The organism is Streptomyces sp. GB4-14, assembly GCF_022696125.1.
Lineage (GTDB): Bacteria > Actinomycetota > Actinomycetes > Streptomycetales > Streptomycetaceae > Streptomyces > Streptomyces werraensis.
Genome location: NZ_RZHO01000001.1, coordinates 330,274 through 356,881, shown reverse-complemented (window position 1 = coordinate 356,881; position 26,608 = coordinate 330,274). Strand labels below are relative to the sequence as shown.

Sequence of the window (26,608 nt, the reverse complement as noted above, 5' to 3'; positions counted from 1 at the left end):
GCAGGGGCCCCTCTCGATGCTGTCCCAGGAATCATCAAGGACGTCCTGAGCGCCGTCCCTCATGTACGTGACGTCAATGAGGGACGGCGCTCAGGACGTGTCGGATTGCGGTGCTGTCAGGTCGCGCGACGCAGCGGGACGACGACGTTCTCGCCGAGATGCTTGGGGGCGAGCCGGTAGTACTTGATGTGGCCGATCTTCTCCGTCTCCTCGAGCCAGCCGGCCTCGATGACCTGCTTGCGAGTGCGGGAGAACACCGGGGGAGCCATGCCGACCAGTTTCGCGAGGTTGGCGGCGGTCTCCAGGATCGCCCCGGACCGGTCGGTGGGATGCAGGGCGTACAGCATCACGACGAGACGCTGGTTCGCGGTCATGCCGGCCGTGGCCTTCAGCAGGTCCAGGTTCTTCTGCTTGTCGTCGCTGGTCACTGGGCCTCCCACCGCGAGGGGGTCTTCTTGTCGAAACCGGGGATGTCCGGCGGGTTGCACGCCTTCACCGCTTCACGCTGCTCCAGCCCTGTTCCGTGGAAAGCAATGTAAGGGCTGATGCGGTAAAGCTTGTAGTTGCCGATGCGCCCCCGCACGACCAGGATGCGGTGCTTGACCAGCTTCCTGTTGATCTTCCCCACCGCGTCCGTGGACATTCCTACCCGCTTGGCGATGTCCGCTCCCGTGGCCCGCAGCGGTTCCATCCCCTCGGGGGAGACGCCGATCCACCAAAGGACGAGAAACTTCTGGCTCGGCGTGAACGCCTTGGACTCGGTGATCGCCTCGACGCGTGCCTTGTCCACCTGGGTGTGCCTGCCGGAGAAGGCGTACGGCGCGTAAGGGACCGGCTCGCCGGTGTCGGCATCGACCAGCCTGCGTACTGCTCCCAAAGGACCCTCCACGCGTGGGCTTTGACGGTGTTCGCGGCAGACGGCCGTGAGGCCGACCAAATGAACATAACGTACATGATCAGGAAGTCAATCAACCGCGCTCGTGGGCCGTGCTCCTTGCCGGCCGACAGTACCGCCTGCCACGCGCCGAACAGGTCCGGCGGCGTGCCTCCGACCTCGCAGACATGTACGTGACGTCAATCTGAGGCGTTCCCAGGATCGTGGTACTCAGATCCTCAGGACCGTGTGGCGGTTCCTGTGGACCGGGTGCCAGACCGACGGAACCGGGTGCCACGATCCCTGGAACCGGGCACTCAGTTCCCTTGATCGTCCTGTGCGGCTGAGGGAACTGCCTGGCAGTTCCGCCGATCTGGGTCGGAAGGGGTATTTATGCAGGTCAGGTGGTGTTCTGGCAGGGGACTCTCTTCCCTTGGCTGAGGTGAGCGCCAACTGCTCCACCCCGCGCCGCCCCGCCCTCGGGCGGTCCTCGGCGACGGTCCGTGACGTCCCGCCGTACAGGCGAGGGAAGCGGCCCTCGCGTACGGCGACCGGTGACGACGGCGCGCCGCGCCCGCACCGGCCCTGTTCGACCCGCACTCGAGTTCCTCTCCGCCCGTTCTGAACCCGCACCACCGAAAGTCAGCCACGACGATGCCCGCGCTTCGGCGGGCAGGCGCGCGTGTGCCTCCAGCAACCACCACGGGCCCCGACCACGCCATTTGTGCCGTGACCGTGCCGGGGAGGACCTGTGCGTGACCGCGGACCGTTGACCCGCCACCCGGGGAGAGCCGGTGAGGACGGTCGGGTCCAAGGGGGGATACGTGGGGGACTACTCACGTTGGTGATGGCCGCCTCCAGCGGGGCGGGTGACACTGACCAGGCTGCGGACCTGTGGGTGTCGGCGGCGACACGTGCCGGAGAAGTGCCGGGGAGACACCGGAAGTTACCGGGAAGAGAAGCGGGGGACGCCGTGCGACAACTCGAGACGGCACTGATCGGCGCGGGGCTGATAGCACGGATGCACCTGGAGGCGTGGCTCGCCGCCGGGGCGTGCGTGCGGATCCACTCGCTGGACGGGCGTGCCGAGGAACTGGTCCAGGAGTTCGACGGGTTCGGGGTGAAGGCCGTGAACTCCCTGGACGAGGCCCTCGACGGAGTCGACGCCGTCGACATCTGCTCGCCGACGGACACGCACCGGGACATCGCCCTGACCGCCATCGCCAGGGGGGTGGCCGTGGTGTGCGAGAAGCCGCTGGCGGCCGACGTGACCGAGGCCGAGGAGATCGTCGGTGCGGCCGAGAAGGCCGGTGTGCCGGTCTACCCGGCGCACGACATCCGTTTCGCCCCGGCCTTCGCCCGACTGCACGAGCTGGTGACCGAGGGGGGTCTGGGCGCGGGCACGGTGGCCCGGTTCACCGTGGCCGGGTACCACCCGCGTCCCTGGACCGGCCATGCCACCGCGGAGTCGGGCGGCATCCTGACCGATCAGATGCTGCACGGTGTGGACATCGCCTACTGGCTCTTCGGGGACGTCGTACGGGTGCACGCCCACTACCAGGGCGAGATCACCGCTCCGGCCCCGCAGGGGACCGCCGCGGTGGGCACGGTCGTCCTCACACACGCCGGTGGCGCGCTGAGCCAGGTGGTGAGCCGATGGACGCCTACGCCGCAGCCGCCGATCCGGGTCACGTTCCATGTCTCGGGCACGGGCGGCACGATCGTCCACGACTCCGAGTGGCCCCAGGAGATCCAGGTGTCCGGAGGTCCGGCCGGGACGTTCGGCTACTACGGGGAATCGCCGTTCACCTCCGAGATCCGAGAATTCGCCCAGGCGCTGCGGGGCGGGCCACAGCCGCGTCTCGTGGCGCACGACGCGCTGGCCGCCGTCCGCATCACCCAGGCCGCGGCGCGGTCCGCGTGGACGGGACGTGCCGTCGAACTGCCCGTGAAGGGGGCTGCCGCATGAAGGTCGCCGTGTTGTCGTTCGCCGAGGAGCGTGCCGCGACGTACGCCGGGCTGCTGCATGCGATGCCGGACGTGGACCTGCTGCTCGCGGACCCCGACGGTTCGCCCGACGACCCGGGGCGGGGGAGGAGTACTGCCCGCAGGCTCGGCGCGACGTTCGCGGAGGGCTGGGACGAGCTGTTCGGCCTGAGGCCCGACGCGGTGGTCGTCGTCGGCGAGCCCGGCGCGTGCCGCCCGCTGGTGGAGCGGGCCGCCAGGGCCGGGGTCCCGGTGCTGTGCGAGTATCCGCCGACCGACGGTGAGACGGACGCCGAGAGGGACGCCGACGTGCTGGCGCGGGTCTGCGAGGAGGCGGGTGTGCGGCTGAGCGTCGTCTCACCGGTCTGTTTCGGCCCGGCGTTCGCCGCCGTGCGCGGGGAGCTCGCCAAGGGTGGAGTGACCGGCCGCCTCACGACGATCCACGGCGCGTACAACGGGCCGCGTCCGGCCGGCGAGCGGGCGGCCCGGAGCGGAGCGCTGGGGACCAACGCGCCCCAGCTCCTCGACATGGTGGACGCGGTGCTCGGCGGTGTCCACGCGGAGCAGGTCTACGCGCAGACGAACGGGGTGGGTGCGGAGCCGGGTGTGGCGAGCGCCGCCCTGGTGACCGTGCGCTACGCGGACGGAACCGTGGTCTCGCTCGACTGCAGTTGGGGGGCGGCGGACGCGGGGCCGTCGGCGGCCGGGCCGGTCATGACCTTCATCGGCGAGAAGGCGAGCGTGGAGTTCACCGCCTGCCCGCGGCTGCTCGGCGGCTTCGACGCCGTCACGTCCCGCGAGCGCCCGCAGACGCGCGGGACCGACCCGTACGCGGTCATGCTCGGCGAGTTCGTCGCCGGGGTCAGCCGGGGGAGCGGGGCGGGCCCGGACGGAGCGGCGGCCTTGCGCACCCTGCGCGTCATCCGGGCGGCCCGTGAGTCGGCGCGTACCGGCAGGCCCGTCGAGTTGGCCGTGCCGTACGGCGTGGCGTCCTAGCCGAGCGGGGCCCCGCCCGCCGTCGGACGGAGACCGCTGTCGTGGCGACCCGGTAGCGCGGCTTCCAGAGGGAAGCCGCGCTCCCCTACGGTGGCCTCGCGCTGGTGCGCAGGGCGAGGAGCACGCTGTTCTCCGAGGCGCCGTCCGCCCACGCCTGTGCGTACTCCTGGGCGTTCAGGGCCGCAAGCGGCTTCGGCGGCGGACAGGTCGAAGCCGCCGCTGAACACGGACAAGCGTGCCCACAGCAGTCGTTCCTGTGGGGCGCACAGGGTGTGGCTCCAGTCGATGACTCCGCGCAGGGTGTGCTGGTAGCGCGTCTCGGTGCGTGGCATGTCGGGGAGGGAGAGCACGCGGAAGCGGTCGTCGAGGCGTTCCAGCATCTCCTCGGCCGCCATCGCGCCGAGACGTACCGCCGCGAGTTCGATGGCGAGGGGGATGCCGTCGAGGCGCCGGCACAGTTGGGCGACGGCGGCGCGGTTGCGCGGCGTGACGGCGAACGCCGGAGCGGACGCGCGCGGCGGCGCGCTGCGCCAGGAGACGTACGGATTCGGAGCACTCCAGGGGCTGCTGGGCGTCGCACGCGGCGTCCGGATCAGGGAGCGTGAGGCAGGGCACGGTCAGGATGTGCTCGCCGGGTACCCCCAGACGGTGCCGGCTGGTGGCCGGTCACCACCGCCCCGTACGAGCTGCTGCGCCTCGCGCTTCCCCGCCGGACGTACACCCGAAGCCACCTGGACCACGTCGGACGGACCCTGGCGGCGGTGGTGAAGGACGAGGACCGGGTCCCGGGGTACCGCATCGTCGAGAACGCCCTGCTGCTGCGCCACTTCCGCGCCTGGCTGGAACCCGTGCCCTCGGTCCGGGGACCGTTCCCACGACCGGTGCAGCTCCTGATCACGCGGGCAAGGCATGAAGGGAGCGGGCCCGTCGCCGTGGTGGGGCGGGCCCGCTGTTCGCGTGCTCGGCGGTGCGGGGCGGGCTTCCGGGTCAGGCCGCCGGGCGGCGGGCGATGATCCGGGCGTGGTGGGGGTCGGTCCTGCCCGCCAGGATCATGGCGGTCAGCACCTCGTCCACGAACGCGTCGCCACGGTCGCCCAGGGCGGCGGCCTGGGTGGCGAACCCGGCGAGCTTGTACCGCTCACGCATCTCGGGGAGGTCCGCCAGGGTCTTCTTCGCGCTGAACGGGTGGGGGAGTTCCGGCACGTAGTGGACGAGTTCCAGGCCCGCCGCCTCCAGCACCTTGGCCACTTCGTCGGCCGGGTACTCGTACGACCCCGGCTGGGCCTCGGCGAGCAGGTCCTTCCACTTCGGGCTGCCGGCGATCTCCCGCAGGATGCCGAACATGCCGGGGCCCTCGCGGCGCGGGTGGGCGCCGGTCCACTGGAGGACGACGTACCCACCCGGACGGAGCCCGCGGGCCACGCGGCGCAGCGGCTCGTCGATCTCGGTCACCCAGTGCAGCACCCAGGACGAGTGGATGATGTCGAACAGGCTGTCCCCGAAGTCCAGTTGTTCGGCCGGGCGGACCTCGGCCGTCACGGGGAGCCCGTCGCAGAGCTTCCGGGTGGCCTCCACCATGGACTGCGACGCGTCACTGGCCCAGACCTCGAACCCCCGTTCCGCGACGAACCGGGCGACCTCCCCGGTGCCGCAGCCGATCTCGGCGAACGCGCCTCCCCGCTCCAGGGCGTCGCCCGTGAGCTGGAGCGCGGCCAGTGCCGTCTTGACGTGCGGTGCGTTCACCTGCGCGAAATCCTCCGCCTTCCAGGCGTGGGTTTCGGTCATCGGCGGAAGTCCTTTCTCAGGTCTCGGGGTGGGTGCGGCGGCTAGTCGATGCGTTCGGCGGTGAGCTGCCAGACCTGCGACAGGATCCGGCCCTCCTTGTCGAGGTCCAGGCCGGTGCGCGGCGGCTTGCCGGTCAGCTGGCCGAGGATCTCGGGCGTGAGGGAGGTGTCGTAGGAGGCCGGCTTGAGCGAGGTGATGTTCCACAGCTTGCCGACGGTCTCGTGCAGGTTCTGCTCGCTGATCCGCTGGAGGACGGGGAAGGCCGGGGGGAGTTCCTTGGAGAAGCAGAAGAGGTGGAGCTTGGCGCCGGGCCTGGTGGCACGGTGCAGCGCGGCGACGTAGTTGCGCTGGTTCTCCTCGTTCAGGCAGTGGTAGAGGGCGCTGTCGACGACGGTGTCGAAACGGTTCTCGAAGCCGTCCAGGCTGGCCGCGTCGGCGACCGCGAAGTCGACGTCGAGGCCCTGGGCGGCGGCGCGCTTGCGGCACTCGTCGATGGCGTTGGCCGAACCGTCGACGCCGGTGGTGCGGTAGCCGCGCGAGGCGAGGAAGATGGCGTTGTCGCCGAGCCCGCAGCCGACGTCGATGACCTCACCCTTGATCTGGCCGGCCTCCTCCAGTTCCACCAGGGCCGACTGGGCCCGGCCGATGTCCCAGGGGGTGGGCAGGGCGTCCGGGGTGTCCTCGCGGTAGCCCTCGTAGACGGCTTCCAGATTGAGGTTGTCCAGGGTGACGGTGCGCAGCGTGTACTTCTGTTCGGTCACGTGAGTCTCCAGCGAACGGTGTGGTGGGCGTAGGACGGACGGTGCCGGCCCGCCGGTGCGCGGCTCGGCGGTCTGCTCAGCCGAGGTGCAGCGGGATGCGCTCGGCCCGGGTGAAGCCGGGGCGCAGCGTCCACGGGATCTCGTCGCGGGCCACCGCGAGGGACACGTCCGGGAACCGGGTGAACAGCGCGTTCAACGCCACCTCCCCCTCCAGGAGGGCGAGCGGGGCGCCGAGGCAGTAGTGCGCCCCCTGCCCGAATCCGACGTGGGCGTGCCCGGTGTCCCGGCCGACGTCCAGGCGCCGGGGGTCCTCGTACTTGCGCGGGTCGGTGTTCGCGGACAGGAGCAGCGGAATGATCGGGTCGCCCTTCGGGATGCTGACGCCGCCCAGTTCGACGTCCTCCACCGGGTAGCGGGGCTGCCCGAACTGCGCGGGGCCCAGGCGCATCAGCTCGTTGACCGCCTGCGGCCAGCGGGACGGATCCTCACGCAGCAGCGCGAGCTGGTCCTGGTTCTCCAGCAGGGCGAGTACGGAGTTGCCCAGCAGATACGTCGTGGTCTCGTGGCCGGCGATCACCATGGTGAAGACGAGGGACACCATCTCCCGGTCGGAGAGGCGGTCGCCGTCGTCCTCCTGGGCCTGGATGAACGCGCTGATCAGGTCGTCACGGGGTGCGGCACGGCGGCGCGCGATGATGTCGAGCAACTGGCCGATGCTGTCGCGGAAGACGGTGGGGAGCCGTTCGACGTGCGCCATGGGAGTGGACAGGACGCTGCCCCAGTCGTGCCACTGCGGCCGGTCGGCCTCGTCGATGCCTATCAGCTCGCAGATGACGGTGATCGGCAGCGGGTAGGCGAACGCCTCCATGAGGTCGACCGGGGAGCCGTCGCGTGCGGCCTGAGCCATCCGGTCGAGCAGGGTGGAGGTGATTTCCTCGATGCGGGGCCGCAGCCGGGCCACGCGTCGCGCGGTGAACGCGCGGGAGGCCAGCTTGCGCAGGCGACGGTGGTCGGGGCCGTCGATCTCGAAGATTTTGTCGGCGAGGTAATCGACCAGGTCCGTCGGGATGTTGAGCTTCTTCATGATGGTGAAGCGGTCGCGCGGCGCGGCCCCCGGCACGGACGCCGGGTTGTTCACGAACACGGGATCGGTCAGGAGCCGGCGCACGTCGGCGTAGCGGCTGACCAGCCACATCGGCGGCCCGCCCATCAAGGTGCCGGTCAGGACCGGAGCCTGCTCGCGCAACGTGTCGTACTCGCCGAACGGGTCGGCCGTCAGCTCCGGCGAGAGAAGCTCGACCACATCGGTCGGATTCCCGATGGTCGTGGTCATGGGTGTTCCCCTTCTGCATCAAAGGAAGAGCGGACCGAACGCGAACGAGCAGATCAGGAACGGGTGCTGTGCGTCGGCGAAGCGCGCCCACAGGCGCGGGCCCGCGAACGCGTCTCGCCCTGAGGACCCCCGGGGGTACTGGGTTACTGGGCCAGCTTCTCGAGGGTCTCGTACGCGTTCGCCATGGAGGCCTCGGCCAGCGGCTTGAACTGCGCCATCTGCGGCGCCACCGTGGCCATCGTCAGCTCGGCGGTCACGAACGTCAGGTCCTCGCCGAGGCCGATCGCCTCCAGGATCGCCTTCAGATAGGTCTGCTGGTAGTCGAACGCCTCACGCGGTGTGCCGGGGGCGTAGGAGCCGCCCCGCGACAGCACGGCGACGACCTTCTTGCCGCCGAGCGGGCTGGGGACCGCCATGTGGGCCGGGTGCACGAGGCGGTCCAGCCACGCCTTGAGCGTCGACGGGACCGTGAAGTTGTGCATGGGGACGCCCAGGACGATCGTGGACGCCTCGACCACCTCCCGGGTGATCGCCTCGGTGAGGTCGCGCTCCTGCGCACTCTGGCCGTTGTCGGTGCCCGGGTAGGTGAGCGCCTTGTGCACGGGCTCGGTGATGTGCGGGATCGGCTGAGCCGAGACGTCGCGGTGGACGTACCCGCCGCCCGGGTGCTGGTTACGCCATTCCTCGGCGAAATACGCCGTCAGCCGCCTCGACACGGATTCAGTACCGAGACTTGAATCGACATGGAGAAGGTGCGACATGCGGACATCCCCTTAATGGTCGCGAAACGCGCCTGTACTTGGTCGGCGACGTTCTTCAATTCGTCGCGACAGCATGGTCTTGATCTCATGGGCGAGACTAAGTGAGCCCTTGCCGGCCCGACACCCCCCGACCTGGTAGGGGGGTGTCGGGGCCTGGCGTTCACGCGCACCGTCCCGGTCGGCCGCGAGAACGCCGGCGCCCTGGTGACAGGCGTGCTCGCCCCTTCGCGGGCGAGCTGAGTCCGATCGCGGCCGCCGCGTCACCGGAACACATGAGCGGGATTCCTGGAGCGAAGGTCGAGCGGTCCTGGACCGGAATTCAAGGAAACCGCCCGCGCTCGAAGTGCGTAACAGGACCGCTTGAAATGCGGGCCCCCTACCGGACCGAGGGATGACCCCCCGTCGCCGCTCGCCTAATCTGGCTGCCGAGATGCCGGAATGGCAGGCAGGAAAAACCGGGGAAGGATTCCATGAGCGACGCAATATCCTTCGAGGAACCGTGGGCGCGCACCCATCAGTTCGATCCCCCCGCGATATTCGAATCGCTGCGCGCGGAACGGCCGCTCGCGAGAATGGTGTACCCGGACGGACACGTCGGCTGGATCACCTCCAGCTACGAACTGGCGCGCTCGGTCCTCAGCGACCCGAGGTTCAGCCACAGCACGGAAATCGGGCACTTCCCGGTGACGCACCGCGGACAGGTGATGCCCAACCACCCGCGGATCCCCGGCATGTTCATCCACATGGACCCGCCGCACCATACGCACTACCGGCGCATGCTCACCGGCGAGTTCACCGCCCGCCGGGCCGGCCGGCTCGCCGCGCGGGCCGAGACCGTGGCCGCCGAACAGATCGACGCCATGCGGGCACACGGTTCCCCCGCGGACCTCGTCAAGCACTACGCGAAACCGCTGTCCCTGCGGATCCTGTCGGAACTCGTCGGCCTGCCCTACGAGGAAGCCGACCGCTACGGCCACGCCCCGACCCTCCTGCACGACCCCGACGCCGACCCCCAGGAGGCCATGACGGCCATGGGACAGGCGGCGGCCTTCTTCGCCGAGGTCGTCGAGCGCAGGCGCAAGGAACCGCAGGACGACCTCATCAGCCGCCTGATCGCCGACGGCCAACTGTCCGACGAGGAACTGTGCAACATCGTCACGCTGCTCCTCTTCGCCGGCTACGAGACCACCGAGAGCGCCCTTGCCGTCGGCGTGTTCGCCCTCCTCCAGCACCCCGCCCAACTGGCCGCACTGCGCGCCGATCCCGGCAAGCTCGACGCCGCGATCGAGGAACTCCTGCGCTACCTCACCGTCAACCAGTACGACACGTACCGCACCGCCCTGGAGGACATCGAACTGGGCGGTGAGACCGTCAAGAAGGGCGACAGCGTCACCGTGTCGCTGCCCGCCGCCAACCGGGACCCGGCGAAGTTCGCGTGCCCCGCCGAGCTGGACATCGACCGTGAGACCTCCGGTCACATGGCGTTCGGCTTCGGCATCCACCAGTGCCTGGGCCAGAACCTGGCGCGCGTCGAACTCCGCGTCGGCTTCTCCGCCCTCCTGGGCGCGTTCCCCGACCTCGGCCTCGCCGTCGCCCCCGAAGAGGTGCCGCTGCGACTCCAGGGATCCGTCTTCGCGGTGAAGAGCCTGCCCGTCTCCTGGTGAACCCCCTTTTCCCCGAAAGGACCCGCGGCCCAGTGCGCACCGACCTGATCAAGCCCCTGCCCGTCGCACTTCTGGAGAACGCGGTCCGCTTCCCCGACAAGGTCGCCTTCGCGGACGACCGGCGCGCGGTCACCTACGGGGACCTGGAGGCACGGACACGCAGACTGGCCGGACACCTGGCGCACCTCGGCGTCGAGCGCGGCGACCGCGTGGCCCTCTGCCTCGGCAACACCGTGTCCACCGTGGAGAGCTACCTGGCGATCGTACGCGCCGGAGGCGTGGGGGTGCCGCTCAACCCCGCCTCCGCACCGGCCGAGCTGGAGTACCTGCTCGCCGACAGCGGCGCCGCCCTGGTCATCACCGACACCGCCCGGGCACGGAACTTCAGGGGCGCCCCGGGGGAGCTGCCCGAGACCGTGCTCGTCGTGACCGGCGGGGCTCCGCGGGGCCTGCCCCAGGGGCCGGGCGTCCACGCGTACGAGGAACTCGCCGACGGCGAACCGCCCGTGCCCGCCAGGGACGACCTCGCCCTGGACGACGTGGCCTGGATGTTCTACACCTCGGGAACGACCGGCCGCCCCAAGGGCGTGCTGTCGACCCAGCGCAACTGCCTGTGGTCCGTCGCCTCCAGCTACGTACCGATCCCCGGCCTGACGGACCGGGACCGGGTGCTGTGGCCGCTGCCGCTCTTCCACAGCCTCTCGCACATCGCGTGCGTGCTGTCCGTCACCGTCTCCGGCGCCACCGCACGGCTCATGGACGGCAGCTCCGCCGAGGACGTCATGCGGGTACTGACCGAGGACCGCTCGACCTTCCTCGCCGGCGTCCCCACCACCTACCACCACCTGGTGACGGCCGCCCGCGACAACGGCTTCAGCGCCCCGGACCTGCGCATCGGCCTGGTCGGCGGTGCGGTCACCGGAGCCGGCCTGCGCCGCGACGTCGAGGAGACCCTCGGAGTACCGCTGGTCGACGCCTACGGCAGCACCGAGACCTGCGGCGCCATCACCATGAACCCGCCGGACGGCCCCCGGGTGGACGGCTCCTGCGGCCTGCCCGTACCCGGGGTCGACGTCCGCGTCGTCGACCCCGCCACGGGCACCGACGTCCCGACGGGAACGGACGGGGAGGTCTGGGTCAGCGGGCCGAACGTCATGGTCGGCTACCACAACGCCCCCGACGCGACCGCCGAGGCGCTGCGCGACGGCTGGTTCCGCACCGGAGACCTCGCCCGGCGCGACGACGCCGGATACTTCACCATCCGAGGCCGCATCAAGGAACTCGTCATCCGCGGCGGCGAGAACATCCACCCCGAGGAGGTCGAGGCGGTCCTGCGGACCGTCGAGGGCGTCGCGGACGCGGCCGTCGCCGGCGCACCCCACGACACGCTCGGCGAAGTACCCGTCGCCTACGTGGTCCCCGGGCCCAACGGTTACGACCCCGCCGCGCTCATCGCCCGCTGCCGCGAGCGGCTCTCCGCCTACAAGGTGCCCGAACGCGTCCGCGAGGTCGCGAGCATTCCCCGCACCCCGTCGGGCAAGACCAAGCGCCTCCTCCTGGCCGAGCAGCCCGGGCGACTGCGCTACGCGACCGTCGGACACCACGAGGCGCTGACACGGGTCGAGTGGGTCACCGCACCGGCCCCCGCCACCGCCCCACCGGCCGGTACCCGTTGGGCGGTGGCCGGCCCGGCGGCCGGGCTCGTGACCGCCCTGCAGGCAGCCGGCACCCAGGTCCGCCACTACGCCGACCTGGCGGCGGCGCGCGCCGCGATGGCCGACGGCGACCCGCCCCCCGACGTGACGGTCCTGGTGCCGCCGGCCGCGTCCGCGGGCGAAACCGTCCGCGGGCGGGACGGCGAATCCGTTGCTGGACGGGGTACGGACGCCGTGAGCGCCGGCCGGGAGCGGGCCCGTTGGCTGGCGCGGGAGGTGGAAGCCTGGACGGCACTGCCGGGGGCGGCCCACGGCAAGCTGGTGCTCCTCACCCGGGGCGCGGTCGCGGCCACCGGCACGGACCCCGTGCAGGACCTCGCCGAGGCCGCACTGTGGGGCGCCGCGCGCTCCCTCCAGCAGACCCGGCCGGAAGGGCTGACGGTCCTGGACGTGCTGGACGGTCCGGACCCGTCCCCGGACACGCTGTCCCCGGACGCTCTGCCGGCCGACACCTTTTCGGCGGACACCTTGTCGGCGGTGCTCGCGAGTGACGAGCCGCAGATCGCGGTGCGTTCGGCGGCCCTGCTCGTTCCCCGCCTGACCCCGCTGCCCGTCACGGACCGGCCGCAGAAGGGCTTCGGGTCGGAAGACACCGGCACCACCGGCACCGTGTTGGTCACGGGCGCGGACACGGAACACGGCGCCGCGCTGGCCCACCGCCTGGTCACGGCCCACCGTGCGACCTCCCTGCTCCTCGTCGGCGCCCCCGGCGGCCCGGACGCCACCCCCGGCGACGCCCTGGCCTTCCCCGGCACGAGCGTCGTCCGGGTCACCGCGGACACGGCGCAAATCGATCCGCTGCGGGCCGCTCTGGCCGACTTGACCGACCTGGGGAAGCCGGTCCACGCGGTGGTGGACGCCGCCGGGGACCCCGCCCTGACGCGGTGCCTCGACCACATGACCGCGGGGAACGACCTCACGGCCTTCGTCGTGGTGACGCCGGGCGCCGCGGGGCTGCCGGGCAGCCCGGACGACCCAGCGGCGAACGTCGACGGGACGCTCTGCGAAGCCGTCGTGCGCAACCGCCGGCTGCGGAACCAGCCCGGCTCGTTCCTCACCTGGAACGGACGTCTGACCGACGCCGATGCTGTTGCGGACATCGACACCGACACCGACGCTGGTGCCGGGGCCGGCACGCTGCGGCAGGAGCTGCTCGCCGCGTTCGACATCGCCCTGACGACCGACCCCCAGGCGCCGCTGGCCGTCCTGCCGACGCGCGCGACCGGGCGCGGGCGGGTGCCCGCCCTCCTGCGCGCCCTGGTCCGCCCGCCCGCCCGGGACGGCGAGCCTGACCCGGCCCGCACGGCCTCCCTGCGCGCCGAACTGTCCGCGATGGACGACCGCGACCGACGGACACACCTCGAGAACCTGGTCCGCACGCTGGCCGCCGACGTCCTGCATCTGGCGGACGCCGCGCTGATCCCCGCCGACCGGGCCTTCCGCGACCTGGGCTTCACCTCGCTCGCCGTCGTCGCCCTGCGCAACCGGCTGACGGAGCGGACCGGGCTCCGGCTGCCGACCACGATCGCCTTCGACCATCCGACCCCGGCGGACCTCGCGGCGTACCTGCGGTCCGAGATCCTCGGCGACTCGGCGCCCGCAGCGGCCACGAACCCGGCCGCCGCCCCTGTCGAGCCCGTCGATCCTGCTGACCCGGTCGCCATCGTCGGCATGGCCTGCCGGCTGCCCGGCGGGGTGGCCTCGCCGGAGCAGTTGTGGAAGCTGGTCGCCGAAGGTGTCGACGCGGTCTCGGACTTCCCCGGCGACCGGGGCTGGGACCTGGGACGCCTCTTCGACCCGCAACACCCCGACCGTGCGGGGACCTCCTGCACGAACCAGGGCGGCTTCCTGGAGGGCGCGGGGTTGTTCGACGCGGGGTTCTTCGGGATCTCGCCGCGTGAGGCGCTGGCGATGGACCCGCAGCAGCGGCTGCTCCTGGAGACATCTTGGGAGGCGCTGGAGCGGGCGGGCATCGACCCGCTGTCGCTGAAGGGCGCCGATGTCGGCGTGTTCTCCGGGCTCTTCGGCCAGGGGTACGGAACGGGCGCCGTCCCGCCGGAACTGGAGGGCTTCGCCAGCACCGGGCTGGCGTCCAGTGTGGCGTCGGGCCGGGTGTCGTACGTCTTCGGTTTCGAGGGCCCGGCGGTGTCGGTGGACACGGCGTGCTCGTCGTCGCTGGTGGCGATGCACCTGGCCGCGCAGGCGCTGCGGCAGGGCGAGTGCTCGATGGCCCTGGCCGGTGGTGTGGCGGTCATGGCGACCCCCGACAACTTCGTGGAGTTCTCCCGGCAACGGGCACTGTCCGCCGACGGCCGCTGCAAGGCCTTCTCGTCCACGGCCGACGGCACGGGCTGGGCGGAGGGCGTCGGCGTCGTGGTCCTGGAGCGCCTGTCGGTGGCCCGGGAGCGCGGACACCGGGTGCTGGCGGTGCTGCGGGGCAGCGCGGTCAATCAGGACGGCGCGTCCAACGGCCTGACGGCTCCGAACGGACTGTCGCAGCAGCGGGTGATCCGGCGGGCGCTGGCCAGTGCGGGGCTGTCGGCGGCCGACGTGGATGTTGTGGAGGCGCACGGTACGGGTACGGCGCTGGGCGACCCGATCGAGGCGCAGGCGCTGCTCGCCACGTACGGCAAGGGCCGGGACCCCGAACGACCGCTGTGGCTTGGGTCGTTGAAGTCGAACATCGGTCATACGCAGGCGGCGGCGGGTGTGGCCGGTGTGATCAAGATGGTGCAGGCGTTGCGGCATGGGGTCATGCCGGCGACGTTGCATGTCGATGCGCCGTCCTCGCGGGTGGACTGGTCGGCGGGTGCGGTGGAGTTGCTGACTGAGGCGCGGGAGTGGCCGCGTGAGGGTCGTCCGCGCCGGGCGGGTGTGTCGGCGTTCGGGGTGAGCGGGACGAACGCGCACCTGATTTTGGAGGAGGCGCCGGAGGAGGTGGCTGAGCCGCCTCTGTCTTCGGCTGGTGTGGTGCCGTTGGTGGTGTCGGCGCGCAGTGCGGGGTCGTTGGCTGGTCAGGCGGGGCGGCTTGCTGCCTTCGTTGAGGAGAGCGACGGGGTGTCGCTGGCCTCGGTGGCGGGTGCGCTGGTGGCCGGGCGTGCGGTGCTGGGCGAGCGTGCGGTGGTCGTGGCCGAGTCGGGCGCGGAGGCCCTGGCCGGCCTGCGGGCGCTGGAGCGCGGCGAGAGCCCGGCCGGCTTGGTCACCGGAAGGGTGAGCGGTTCTGGTGTGCCGGGGAAGGTGGTGTGGGTGTTCCCGGGGCAGGGCTCGCAGTGGGCGGGTATGGGCCGGGAACTCCTGGACGCCTCGCCGGTGTTCGCGGAGCGGATCGCGGAGTGCGCCGCTGCTTTGGAGCCGTGGATCGACTGGTCTCTCATCGAGGTGTTGCGGGGTGAGGTGGAGCCGGCGTTGCTGGAGCGGGTGGATGTGCTTCAGCCGGCCAGTTTCGCGGTGATGGTGGGTCTGGCGGCCGTGTGGTCGTCTGTCGGGGTCGAGCCGGATGCGGTGCTGGGGCATTCGCAGGGTGAGATTGCTGCCGCGTGTGTGTCGGGTGCGTTGTCGCTGGAGGATGCGGCGCGGGTGGTGGCGCTGCGGAGTCAGGCCATCGCTGGGCAGCTCGCCGGGCGTGGGGGTATGGCTTCGGTCGCGCTGAGCGAGGCCGACGCCTCGGTGCGCCTGACGCGTTGGGCGGACCGGGTGGAGGTGGCGGCTGTCAACGGCCCGTCCTCCGTGGTCGTTGCGGGTGATGCGGAGGCGTTGGACGAGGCGTTGGAGGCCCTGTCGGTCGAGGGTGTGCGGGTGCGGCGGGTGGCGGTGGACTACGCCTCGCACACCCGGCACGTGGAGGACATCCGCGACACCCTCGCCGACACGCTTGCCGGGGTCGAGGCCCAGGCACCGTCGATCCCGTTCTACTCGACGGTGACCGGCGAGTGGGTGGAGGACGCCGGCGTCCTGGACGGCGCGTACTGGTACCGCAACCTGCGCGGCCAGGTCGGTTTCGGCCCGGCTGTCGCGGAGTTGACCGGTCAAGGGCACGGCGTCTTCGTCGAGGTCAGCGCGCACCCGGTGCTGGTCCAGCCGATCACCGAGACCGTCTACGCCGCCGGAGCCGACTCCGAAGCCCTGGTCACCGGCTCGCTGCGCCGCGACGACGGAGGCCTGCGCCGTCTGCTGGCCTCGATGGCCGAACTGTTCGTGCGCGGCGTCACCGTCGACTGGACCGGCGTGCTCCCGGTTGGGGCGACCTCGGCGCGGCTCGATCTGCCGACGTACGCCTTCGACCACCAGCACTACTGGCTCCGGGCCACCGATGCAGGCCCCGTCGATGCCGCCTCCCTCGGGCTGGCCGGGTCGGATCATCCGCTGCTCGGTGCCGTCGTGGGCATGCCGAACTCGGGTGGCCTCGTGGCCACGTCCCGGTGGTCGCCCGGGGCGCACCCCTGGCTCGCGGACCAGGTGGTGGCCGACTCCGTCGTCGTACCGAACGCCGCTCTGGTCGAACTGGCCATCCGGCTCGGTGACCTGGCGGCCGTCCCCGTCATCGATGTACTGACCGTCGACACGCCGGTCGTGCTGCCGTTGGGCGGTGATCGCAGCATCCAGGTCGTCGTGGGCGAGTCCGACGGGGCGCGGCGACCGGTGGAGGTGTACTCCCGGGCCGCCGACGTGCCGCTGGACGCGGAGTGGGTACGGCACGCGCACGGCACGCTCGTGTCCGCCGACGGCCGGGAGAGGCCCGCCGTCGCGGGGCCGGACGGAGAGTCGGCCGAGGTGCAGCTGGACGGTGCCGCACTGCGGGACGCGGAGCGGTACGGGGTGCACCCGGCGCTCCTCGACGCCGCCGTCCGTACCGTCGTCCCGAGCGGCATGGTCCCGTCCGCGTGGTCCGGAGTGGCTCTCCACGCGTCGGGGGCCACCGCACTGCACGTGCGTCGGGACGCGGCGCCGGACCAGGACGCACGCCTCCTGCTGACCGACCCCGCGGGGCGGCCCGTAATGACCGTCGAGGGCGTTCGCGCGGCGCCGTTCTCTCCCGAACGGGCGGGGATCGCCGGGGCGCTGCCGCATGACGCACTGTTCCGTGTCGACTGGACGCGCCTGTCACCGGCCGCCGTGGACCGCGCTCCCGTCGTCGTGCCGGTCGGAGACGGTGCCGACGTCGCCGCCGCCGTCGCCGGGGACGGGGCCGCTCCCGACCTCCTGGTGTACGACGTCCGAGGCGGATCCGCGGCGGGTGACCCACGGGAGGACGCCGGCGCGGCCCTCGCCGTACTGCAGGCCTGGCTGGCGGCGCCCGCACCGGAGGGGGCCCGGCTGGCGGTGGTCACGGGGGACTGCGACGAGCTCGGCGCTGCGGCCGTGTGGGGACTGGTGCGGTCGGCGCAGTCGGAGCACCCGGGCCGCGTCGTCCTCGTGGACGTCGACGACGATCCCTGGCCCGCCCCGCACGACTCCGCGTCCGCGTTGACAGCCGCCGTCCTCAGTGGTGAACCGCAACTGCGGGTGCGCGACGGCGTCGCGTCCGTGCCCCGCCTCGTCCGGGTGCGGGGCGCGGCTCCCGAAGCCGGGCCGCACGCCCGCCGGCTCGACCCCGAGGGCACCGTCCTGATCACCGGCGGCACCGGGACGCTCGGTGCGCTCACGGCGCGGCACCTGGTCACCGCGTACGGCGTCCGTCACCTGGTCCTGGCCAGCCGGAGCGGCGGCGCCCCGCACCTGTGCGAGGAGCTGACCGAGCTGGGCGCGACCGTCACCGTCACCGCCTGCGACGTGTCCGACCGGGGGCAGGTCGAGGCGCTGCTGCGGGCGATACCGGCCGGGCACCCCCTGACCGCCGTCGTGCACACCGCCGGAGTCCTGGACGACGGCGTGCTCACCGAGCAGACCCCGCAACGGATCGACACCGTACTGCGGCCCAAGCTGGACGCGGCCCGCCACCTGGACGAGCTGACCCGGGACCTGGACCTCGCCGCCTTCGTGCTGTTCTCCTCGGCGGCGGGCATCCTCGGCAACCCGGGGCAGGCCAATTACGCCGCGGCCAACGCCTGCCTGGACGCGGTGGCGCGGCAGCGGCACCGGCTCGGACTGCCGGCCGTCTCCCTCGCCTGGGGATACTGGTCGACGGTCAGCGCCATGACCGAGCACCTGGACGCCGCCGACCTGCGGCGCAACCGGCGCATCGGCATGACCGGTCTCACCGCGGCCGAGGGCATGGCCCTCCTCGACGCCGCCCTGAGTGGCGCGGCGGACGCGGACGGCGCGTTGCTGGCCGCCACGTTCGACCTGTCCGTCCTGCGCGCCGCGGCGGCCGACGGGCCCCTGCCGGCGCCGCTGCGGGGGCTGGCGCCCGCGCCGCGCCCGGTGGCCGGGACGGCGACGCGGGCGGCGCGCGGTTCGCTGGCGGAGCACCTCGCCGGCCTGGACGACACCGAGCAGGAAGAGGCGCTGGTCGACCTGGTGCGCCGGCACGCCGCCGAAATCCTCGGACACGACACCGCCGACGCGATCCGGGCCGACCGGCCGTTCAAGGACGCCGGGTTCGACTCGCTGACCGCGGTGGAACTGCGCAACCGGCTGGTCGCCGCGACCGGTCTCACCCTCTCCCCGGCGCTGATCTTCGACTACCCGAAGCCCGCGACGCTCGCCGAGCATCTGCGCGGCAGGCTCGTCGGAGGTGCGGCGCCCCGTACGGCCGAAACGGCCGACCCCGCTGCCTCCGCGCCCGCTGTCCCCGCCGCCCCGGAGCCGGGTGGCGAGCCGATCGCGATCGTCGGCATGGCCTGCCGCTTCCCCGCCGGCGTGCACAGCCCGGAGGACCTGTGGCGGGTCGTGGCCGACGGCGTCGACGTCGTCACCGAGTTCCCCGACGACCGGGGCTGGGACACCGACCGGATCTTCCACCCGGACCCCGATCACGCCGGCACGACGTACGTACGCCACGGTGCCTTCCTCGACGACGCCGCCGGGTTCGACGCCGCGTTCTTCGGCATCTCGCCCAACGAGGCACTGGCGATGGACCCGCAGCAGCGGCTGCTGCTGGAGACGTCCTGGGAGGCCTTCGAGCGCGCCGCGATCGACCCGACGACCCTCGCCGGGCAGGACGTCGGCGTCTACGTCGGCGTCAACAGCCACGACTACAGCGTGCGCACGCACCAGGCGGCCGGTGTCGAGGGATTCCGCCTCACCGGCTCCTCCGGCGCCGTCACCTCCGGCCGCGTGGCCTACCACCTCGGCACCGAGGGCCCCGCCATCACGGTCGACACCGCCTGCTCCTCCTCCCTGGTCGCCCTGCACCTGGCGGCGCAGGCCCTCAACCGGGGCGAGTGCACGATGGCACTGGCCGGCGGCGTGATGGTGATGGGCACCGTCGAGACGTTCGTCGAGTTCTCCCGGCAGCGCGGCCTGGCCCCCGACGGCCGGTGCAAGGCCTTCGCGGACGGTGCGGACGGCACCGGCTGGTCGGAGGGCGCGGGGCTGCTCCTCGTGGAGCGGCTGTCGGACGCCCGCCGCAACGGCCACCGCGTCCTGGCCGTCGTCCGGGGTACGGCCGTGAACCAGGACGGCGCCTCCAACGGCCTGACCGCGCCGAACGGCCCCTCGCAGCAGCGGGTGATCCGCCGGGCCCTGGCCGACGCGGGGCTGCGGACCTCGGACGTGGACGCCGTGGAGGCGCACGGTACGGGGACGACGCTCGGCGACCCGATCGAGGCGGAGGCGCTGCTGGCGACCTACGGCCAGGACCGGCCGGCCGGACGGCCCCTGTGGCTGGGCTCGGTGAAGTCGAACATCGGGCACACGCAGGCCGCGGCGGGCGTCGCCGGCGTGATCAAGATGGTCATGGCGATGCGGCACGGCTTCCTGCCCCGCACCCTGCACGTGGACCGGCCCTCGACCCACGTCGACTGGTCGGCGGGCGCCGTGGAACTGCTCACCGAGGCACGGGAATGGCCGCGCGACGGCCGCCCGCGCCGGACCGGAGTGTCCTCCTTCGGCATCGGCGGCACCAACGCCCACGTCATCCTCGAAGAAGCGCCCGGCATGCAGGAGGCAGCGCCCGGCGTCCTCGCGCCGGCGCCCGTGCCCGGGCCCGTCCTCGTCCCCGTGTCGGGGCGGACACCGGCCGGGCTGCGCGGCCAGGCCGACCGGCTCGCGCGCTTCCTCGACGAGCGGCCCGGCACACCGCTCACGGACACCGCTCACGCGCTCGCCACCACCCGCGCCCAACTCGACCACCGCGCCGTCGTCCTGGCCTCCGACCGGCAGCAGCTCCACGCCGACCTGACCTCCCTCGCGCAGGGCGGGACTACCCCCGCGGCCGTCACCGGCACCCCGGCCACGGGCAAACTGGCCGTCCTCTTCACCGGACAGGGCAGCCAGTGGGCCGGCATGGGCCGCGAACTCGCCGCAAGCTTCCCGGTCTTCCGGCAGGCCTTCGACGCCGCGTGCGACGCCGTCGACGCACACCTGCGCGGGCACGCGGCGCTCCCGCTGCGCGAGGTCGTCCTCGCCACCCCCGGAACCCCCGGCAGCGCACTGCTCGACCGCACCATGTACACCCAGGGTGCGCTGTTCGCCCTGGAGACCGCGCTGTACCGGCTCTTCGCCTCCTGGGGCGTCCGCCCCGACCTCCTCGCCGGACACTCCGTCGGCGAGATCACCGCCGCCCACGTCTCCGGGGTCCTCGCCCTGGAGGACGCGGCCGAACTCGTCGCCGCGCGCGGCCGGTTGATGCAGGCCCTGCCCGAAGGCGGTGCGATGGTCGCCGTCAAGGCCACCGAGGCCGACCTCGCGCCCCTGCTCGCCCGGGCGAACGGCGTAGTCTGCGTCGCCGCGGTGAACGGCCCCGACGCGCTGGTGCTCTCCGGCACCGAGGACGCCGTACTCGGCGTAGCCGGCGAACTGGCACGGCGCGGCCACAAGACGCACAGACTGACCGTCAGTCACGCCTTCCACTCCTCGCTGATGGAGCCCATGCTCGAGGAGTTCCGTACCGTCGCCGAGCGACTGTCGTACCAGCCCGGCGCCCTGCGCGTCGTTTCCACCGTCACCGGCGAACTGGCCACCGACGGACAACTCGCCACCCCCGGCTACTGGGTCGACCAGGCCCGTGCCGCGGTCCGGTTCGGCGACGCCCTCGCCGCACTCGGCGCGCAGGGCGCCACGACCTACCTCGAACTGGGCCCCGGAGCCGTCCTCACCGCCCTCGCCCTGGGCTCGCCCGGCGTCCAGGAACAGGGCTGCGTGGCCACCCTCCGCAAGGACGGCACCGAACCCGCCGACGTCCTGACGGCACTCGCGCACCTTCACGTGCGTGGCGTACCCGTGGACTGGCCGGCCGTCCTCGGACGCACGACCCCCGCCACCGCCACCGGCACCGAGCTGCCCACCTACGCCTTCCAGCACCAGAGGTACTGGGTCGACACCGCCGCCACCCGGCACGCCCTGCCGTCCGACACCGACGTCCACCCGACCGCGGGGAGCGGGGCAACGGACGAAGCCTTCGCCGGACGCCTGGCCGGGCTCCCGGCCCAGGAACAGCACCGCGCGGTGACGGACCTGGTCAAGGAGAGCGTCGCCGTCGTGCTCGGTCACCGCGACCCGGACGCGTTCGACTGGAACACGCAACAGTCCTTCAAGAGCCTCGGCTTCGACTCCCTCGGGGCGGTCAAGCTCCGCAACCGGCTCCGGGACCTCACCGGTGTCGAACTGCCCGCCACCCTGGTTTTCGACCACCCCACCCCCGAGACGCTCGTCGGCCACCTGCGGTCCGAACTGCTCGGCGAACAACCGCGGACGCCGTCCACCCCGGTCGCCGGAGCGGCGCCGGCCACGGACGAGCCCCTCGCGATCGTCGCCATGAGCACCCGCCTGCCGGGCGGTGTGGACAGCCCCGAGGCACTGTGGGAGCTGGTGACGGAGCGGCGGGACGCGATCTCCGGCTTCCCGGTGGACCGCGACTGGGACCTCGACGGCCTGTACCACCCGGACCCGGACCACCCCGGAACGAGCTACACCCGGTCCGGCGGATTCCTGCACGATGCCGCGCAGTTCGACGCCGCACTGTTCGGCATCTCACCGCGCGAGGCGCTGGCGATGGACCCGCAACAGCGACTCCTCCTGGAGACGTCGTGGGAGGCGCTGGAGCGGGCGGGCATCGACCCGCTCTCCACCAGGGGCAGAGACATCGGCGTCTTCACCGGGATCGTCCACCACGACTACGTCACCCGGCTCCGCCAGGTGCCTGAGGACGTACAGGGCTATCTCATGACCGGTACGGCGGCGAGTGTGGCGTCGGGCCGGGTGTCGTACGTCTTCGGCTTCGAGGGTCCCTCGGTCACCGTGGACACGGCCTGCTCGTCGTCGCTGGTGGCGATGCACCTGGCCGCGCAGGCACTGCGGCAGGGCGAGTGCTCGATGGCGCTGGCCGGCGGCGCGACCGTCATGGCCAGCCCGGACGCGTTCATGGAGTTCTCCCGCCAGCGCGGTCTGTCCGCCGACGGCCGCTGCAAGGCCTTCTCGTCCACGGCCGACGGCACGGGCTGGGCGGAGGGTGTCGGCGTCGTGGTCCTGGAGCGCCTGTCGGTGGCCCGGGAACGCGGGCACAAGGTTCTGGCGGTGCTGCGGGGCAGCGCGGTCAATCAGGACGGCGCGTCCAACGGCCTCACCGCGCCCAACGGTCCGTCGCAGCAGCGGGTGATCCGGCGGGCGCTGGCCAGCGCCGGTATCGAGGCCGACGGCGTGGATGTCGTCGAGGCGCACGGTACGGGTACGGCGCTGGGCGACCCGATCGAGGCGCAGGCGCTGCTCGCCACGTACGGCAAGGACCGCGACGCCGAACGGCCCCTGTGGCTCGGTTCGCTGAAGTCGAACATCGGGCACGCGCAGGCGGCGGCGGGTGTGGCCGGTGTGATCAAGATGGTGCAGGCGCTGCGGCACGGAATCATGCCGGCGACGCTCCACGTGGACACACCGACCGAGCAGGTGGACTGGTCGGCGGGTGCGGTGGAGTTGCTGACCGAGGCGCGGGAGTGGCCGCGTGAGGGCCGGCCGCGCCGGGCCGGTGTCTCCTCCTTCGGAGCCAGTGGGACGAACGCACACCTGATCCTGGAGGAAGCGCCCGCCGAGGAGCACGCCCCGCGGCCTCTGCCTTCTGCTGGGGTGGTGCCGTTGGTGGTGTCGGCGCGCAGTGCGGGGTCGTTGGCCGGTCAGGCGGGGCGGCTTGCTGCCTTCGTCGAGGAGAGCGACGGGGTGTCGCCGGCCTCGGTGGCGGGTGCGCTGGTCGCCGGGCGCGCGGCGCTGGGTGAGCGTGCGGTGGTCGTGGCCGACTCCAGGGACGACGCCGTGGCGGGTCTGCGGGTCCTCGCGCGGGGTGAGAGCGGTACCAACCTGGTGTCCGGTAGTGCGGGTTCTGGTGTGCCGGGGAAGGTGGTGTGGGTGTTCCCGGGGCAGGGCTCGCAGTGGGCGGGTATGGGCCGGGAGTTGCTGGACGCCTCGCCGGTGTTCGCGGGGCGCATCGCGGAGTGTGCGGCTGCTTTGGAGCCGTGGGTCGACTGGTCTCTCATCGAGGTGTTGCGGGGTGAGGTGGAGCCCGCGTTGCTGGAGCGGGTGGATGTGCTTCAGCCGGCCAGTTTCGCGGTGATGGTGGGTCTGGCGGCGGTCTGGTCGTCGGTGGGTGTGCTGCCGGATGCGGTGGTCGGTCATTCGCAGGGTGAGATTGCTGCGGCGTGTGTGTCGGGTGCGTTGTCGCTGGAGGATGCGGCGCGGGTGGTGGCGCTGCGGAGTCAGGCCATCCGCGATCAGCTCGCCGGGCGGGGCGGTATGGCTTCGGTGGCGCTGAGCGAGGCTGAGGCGGTTTCCCGTCTGACGCGTTGGGCGGACCGGGTGGAGGTCGCGGCCGTCAACGGCCCGTCCTCCGTGGTCGTCGCGGGTGATGCGGAGGCGCTGGACGAGGCGTTGGAGGCCCTGTCGGCCGAGGGCGTGCGGGTGCGGCGGGTGGCGGTGGACTACGCCTCGCACACCCGGCACGTGGAGGACATCCGCGACACCCTCGCCGACACTCTTGCCGGGGTGAACGCACAGGCGCCGATGGTGCCCTTCTACTCAACGGTGACCGGCGAGTGGGTGGACCAGGCGGGTGTCCTGGACGGTGCCTACTGGTACCGCAACCTGCGCGGCCAGGTCGGCTTCGGTCCCGCCGTGACCGACCTGCTGGGCCAGGGTCACCGGGCGTTCGTGGAGGTCAGCGCGCATCCGGTGCTGGTCCAGCCGATCACCGAGACCGTCTACGCCGCCGGAGCCGACTCCGAAGCCCTGGTGACCGGTTCCCTGCGCCGCGACGACGGGGGCCTGCGTCGCCTGCTGGCCTCGATGGCCGAACTGTTCGTGCGCGGCGTCACCGTCGACTGGACCGGCGTGCTCCCGGCCGGGGCGACCTCGGCGCGGCTCGAACTGCCGACGTACGCCTTCGACCACCAGCGCTATTGGCTCCAGGAGGCGGAAGGGGCCGACGAGGCCGCGGGTGTCGCGGAGGGTGCGGACTCCGACTTCTGGGAGGCGGTGGAGCGCGCCGATCTGGACGCCCTCGCCGAGCTGTTGGAGACGGAGTCGGCGGAGGACCGTGGCGCGCTGAGCAGTGTCGTCCCCGTCCTCGCCGAATGGCGGGGGAAGCGGCGTGAGCGCTCCAGTGCCGAGAAGCTGCGCTACCACGTCACCTGGCAGCCCCTGGAACGCGAGGCCGTCGGTGTGCCGGGTGGGCAGTGGCTGGTCGTCGTACCGTCGGAGCGTCCGGACGACACCGCGATCGACGCCCTCCTGGACGAGCTGGCCGGCCAAGGGCTCGACATGGTCCTGCTGGAGGTCGACGACTCCGACCGGACGCGTGCACGTCTCGTCGAGCGGCTCACCGCCGTCCTCCCCGGACGCGACGTGTCCGGGGTGCTGTCCCTGCTCGCGCTGGACGAGCGGACGGCGGGCGGCCCGCAGGACCCGCTCGCCGTGACGGCCTCGACGCTCGCCCTGATCCAGGCCCTGGCGGACAGCCGGGTCACCCAGCCTCTGTGGTGCCTGACCAGGGGTGCGGTGAACATCGGCATCCACGACACGCTCACCTCGCCGGCCCAGGCGGCGCTGTGGGGACTGGGCCGGGCCGCCGCCCTCGAACGCCTCGACCGCTGGGGCGGCCTGGTCGACCTGCCCGCCAGGACGGACGCGCGTACGGGCCAGTTCCTGCTCGGTGTGCTGAACGATGCCGGTGACGAGGACCAGCTCGCGGTCCGGCGGTCGGGCGTCTACAGCCGCCGCCTGCTGCGCAAGCCGGTGCCGGACGCGACGGCCGGTGACGGCCGCTGGCAGCCGCGGGGCACCGTCCTGGTGACCGGCGGCGCCGAAGGACTCGGCAGGCACGTCGCGGTGCGGCTCGCCCTCGCCGGCGCCGACCGGCTCGTCGTCACCACCACGGCGCAGGCACCCGAGGGAGCCGTGCCGGACCTCGCCGCCGAACTGGCCGGGCTGGGCCTCGTCACGGCCGTGGAGTCCTGCGCGGACACGGACCGGGAGACCATCGCGCGTCTGCTGGACGTGCCGGAACAGCCCCTGACCGCCGTCGTGCACGCCGCCGACATCACCCGAACCAGCGGCCTCGACGACACCGACGAGGCCGCCCTCGCCGAGGTGTTCGCGGCCAAGGTGGACACCGCAGTGTGGCTGGACGAACGGTTCCAGGACACGCCGCTGGACGCGTTCGTGGTGTTCTCCTCGATCGCCGGCGTGTGGGGCGGCGGCGGCCAGGGCCCGTCCGGAGCGGCCAACGCCGTCCTCGACGCCTTGGTCGAATGGCGCCGCGCCCGGGGACTGAGGGCGACGGCGATCGCCTGCGGCGCGCTCGACGAGATCGGCGTGGGCATGGACGAGGCCGCCCTCGCCCAACTGCGGCGCCGCGGTGTGCTGCCCGTGGCCCCCGAGCTGGCAGTGACCGCGATGGTCCAGGCGGTGCAGGGCAACGAGAAGTTCGTGACCGTGGCCGACATGGACTGGGGGGCCTTCGTCCCCGCGTTCACCTCGGTCCGCACCAGCCCCTTGTTCGCGGACCTGCCCGAGGCGAAGGCGGTGCTCCAGGCGGCACGGCAGGACAGCGAGGACAGCGGCGCCGCCGCGTCCCTCGCCGACTCCCTGCGGGCGGTCTCGGACACCGAGCAGAACCGCCTCCTGCTCCGCCTCGTACGCGGCCACGCCTCGGTCGTCCTCGGCCACGGCGGCGCGGAGGGCATCGGTCCACGCCAGGCGTTCCAGGAGGTCGGATTCGACTCCCTGGCCGCCGTGAACCTGCGCAACAGCCTCGGCACGGCCACCGGACTGCGGCTGCCCGCCACGCTGATCTTCGACTACCCCACTCCGGAGGCGCTGGTCGGCTATCTGCGGGCCGAGCTGCTCCAGGAGGCCGACGACGGGCCGGACGCGCGCGAGGACGACCTCAGGCGGGTGCTGGCGTCCGTGCCGTTCGCCCGCTTCAAGGAGGCCGGCGTCCTGGACGCCCTCCTGAGCCTCGCCGAAGACGGCAGTGGCGCAGGTGGCAGTGGCGCCGGAGGCGCCGTCGACGGCGACGCGAACGCGGACGGGCCGGCGGCCGGGGAGGCGACGGCGGCCGGCACCGAGGAACTGATCGACGCAATGGACGTTGCCGGTCTGGTGCAACGGGCTTTGGGCAAGACGAGCTGACCACCGATGGTCGAGGAATCG

10 protein-coding genes are annotated in these 26,608 nt (G+C 72.5%); 4 read left to right on the top strand and 6 right to left on the bottom strand.

Annotated features, from left to right (window positions below; translation table 11 throughout):
• Positions 1-116: 116 nt before the first annotated feature.
• Positions 117-428, bottom strand: a complete 312-nt coding sequence (locus ELQ39_RS01060) for a replication initiation protein, RepL2 (protein WP_190005836.1) — start codon at positions 426-428, stop codon at positions 117-119.
• Entirely contained in the window at positions 425-877 is a 453-nt protein-coding gene (locus ELQ39_RS01055; protein WP_190005837.1) for a MarR family transcriptional regulator, read from the bottom strand. The genes ELQ39_RS01060 and ELQ39_RS01055 overlap by 4 nt, the downstream gene beginning before the upstream one ends.
• A gap of 970 nt (positions 878-1,847) precedes the next feature.
• Here ELQ39_RS01055 and ELQ39_RS01050 point away from each other — a divergent pair.
• Together ELQ39_RS01050 and ELQ39_RS01045 are read left to right on the top strand one after the other, a co-directional pair.
• Positions 1,848-2,843, top strand: coding sequence for a Gfo/Idh/MocA family protein (locus tag ELQ39_RS01050; protein WP_242590632.1), 996 nt, complete (start codon positions 1,848-1,850; stop codon positions 2,841-2,843).
• Positions 2,840-3,856, top strand: coding sequence for a Gfo/Idh/MocA family protein (locus ELQ39_RS01045; RefSeq protein ID WP_190005839.1), 1,017 nt, complete (start codon positions 2,840-2,842; stop codon positions 3,854-3,856). Before ELQ39_RS01050 ends, ELQ39_RS01045 begins: the two co-directional genes overlap by 4 nt.
• A 987-nt stretch (positions 3,857-4,843) precedes the next feature.
• Here the strand turns inward: ELQ39_RS01045 and ELQ39_RS01040 are convergent.
• The 4 genes from ELQ39_RS01040 to ELQ39_RS01025 all read right to left on the bottom strand — a co-directional run bounded on the left by ELQ39_RS01040 (position 4,844) and on the right by ELQ39_RS01025 (position 8,496).
• Entirely contained in the window at positions 4,844-5,641 is a 798-nt protein-coding gene (locus ELQ39_RS01040; RefSeq protein WP_242590631.1) for a methyltransferase domain-containing protein, read from the bottom strand.
• A 41-nt stretch (positions 5,642-5,682) separates the two neighbouring features.
• Positions 5,683-6,402 (bottom strand): class I SAM-dependent methyltransferase, encoded by a 720-nt coding sequence (locus ELQ39_RS01035; protein ID WP_242590630.1) that lies wholly within the window; start codon positions 6,400-6,402, stop codon positions 5,683-5,685.
• A gap of 76 nt (positions 6,403-6,478) precedes the next feature.
• Positions 6,479-7,735: a cytochrome P450 family protein gene (locus ELQ39_RS01030; RefSeq protein ID WP_242590629.1), complete on the bottom strand. Its 1,257-nt coding sequence runs from the start codon at positions 7,733-7,735 to the stop codon at positions 6,479-6,481.
• A 143-nt stretch (positions 7,736-7,878) separates the two neighbouring features.
• Positions 7,879-8,496 carry an FMN-dependent NADH-azoreductase gene (locus tag ELQ39_RS01025; RefSeq protein ID WP_277994579.1) on the bottom strand — a complete coding sequence of 206 codons (618 nt, stop codon included), beginning with the start codon at positions 8,494-8,496 and terminating at the stop codon, positions 7,879-7,881.
• A 470-nt stretch (positions 8,497-8,966) separates the two neighbouring features.
• Between ELQ39_RS01025 and ELQ39_RS01020 the strand changes: the two genes are divergently transcribed.
• A complete protein-coding gene (locus ELQ39_RS01020; RefSeq protein ID WP_242590627.1) occupies positions 8,967-10,160 on the top strand; it encodes a cytochrome P450 in 1,194 nt (397 codons plus the stop codon).
• Between the two features lie 32 nt (positions 10,161-10,192).
• Positions 10,193-26,587 carry a type I polyketide synthase gene (locus tag ELQ39_RS01015; RefSeq protein WP_242590626.1) on the top strand — a complete coding sequence of 5,465 codons (16,395 nt, stop codon included), beginning with the start codon at positions 10,193-10,195 and terminating at the stop codon, positions 26,585-26,587.
• The last annotated feature ends 21 nt before the right edge of the window (positions 26,588-26,608 follow it).

Coding starts and splice junctions, on each gene's coding strand:
- ELQ39_RS01040 (WP_242590631.1), bottom strand. CDS start 5,641: ATGACCGAAACCCACGCCTGGAAGGCGGAGGATTTCGCGCAGGTGAAC.
- ELQ39_RS01025 (WP_277994579.1), bottom strand. CDS start 8,496: ATGTCGCACCTTCTCCATGTCGATTCAAGTCTCGGTACTGAATCCGTG.
- ELQ39_RS01045 (WP_190005839.1), top strand. CDS start 2,840: ATGAAGGTCGCCGTGTTGTCGTTCGCCGAGGAGCGTGCCGCGACGTAC.
- ELQ39_RS01020 (WP_242590627.1), top strand. CDS start 8,967: ATGAGCGACGCAATATCCTTCGAGGAACCGTGGGCGCGCACCCATCAG.
- ELQ39_RS01030 (WP_242590629.1), bottom strand. CDS start 7,735: ATGACCACGACCATCGGGAATCCGACCGATGTGGTCGAGCTTCTCTCG.